This window comes from Pseudomonas sp. P4_C8 (assembly GCF_056401975.1).
This window is the reverse complement of record NZ_JBFUIH010000130.1, coordinates 1-580: the sequence shown is the minus strand read 5'-3', so window position 1 is coordinate 580 and position 580 is coordinate 1. Positions and strand designations below refer to the sequence as shown.

Sequence of the window (580 nt, the reverse complement as noted above, 5' to 3'; positions counted from 1 at the left end):
AGCGATGTCGACAACGATCTGAGTGTCGCGACATTCACGGTTGGCGGCACCGAGTACACCGCAGGCGCCCCGGCGATCATCGCCAACGTCGGCACCCTGGTGATCGGGGCGAACGGTGCTTACACCTTTACTCCGGACTCCAACTACAACGGCACCGTGCCGACCGTCACCTACACCACCAACACCGGTTCCACCAGCACGCTGAATATCAGCGTCACCCCGGTCAATGACCCGAGCGTCCTGACCGCGGACACCAACACTGTCGATGAAGACCACGCGGCCACTGGCAACGTGCTGGGCAACGATAGCGATGTCGACAACGATCTGAGTGTCGCGACATTCACGGTTGGCGGCACCGAGTACRCCGCAGGCGCCACCCCGGCGATCATCGCCAACGTCGGCACCCTGGTGATCGGGGCGAACGGTGCTTACACCTTTACTCCGGACTCCAACTACAACGGCACCGTACCGACCGTCACCTACACCACCAATACCGGTTCCACCAGCACGCTGGATATCAGCGTCACTCCGGTCAATGACCCGAGCGTCCTGACCGCGGATACCAACACTGTCGATGAAG

The 580-nt window shown here is 61.5% G+C and carries 1 protein-coding gene; it reads left to right on the top strand.

The features are described from left to right. Positions 1-580, top strand: a 580-nt coding sequence (locus tag AC1DWM_RS30190; RefSeq protein ID WP_477796905.1) for an Ig-like domain-containing protein, incomplete at both ends; no start/stop codon positions are given.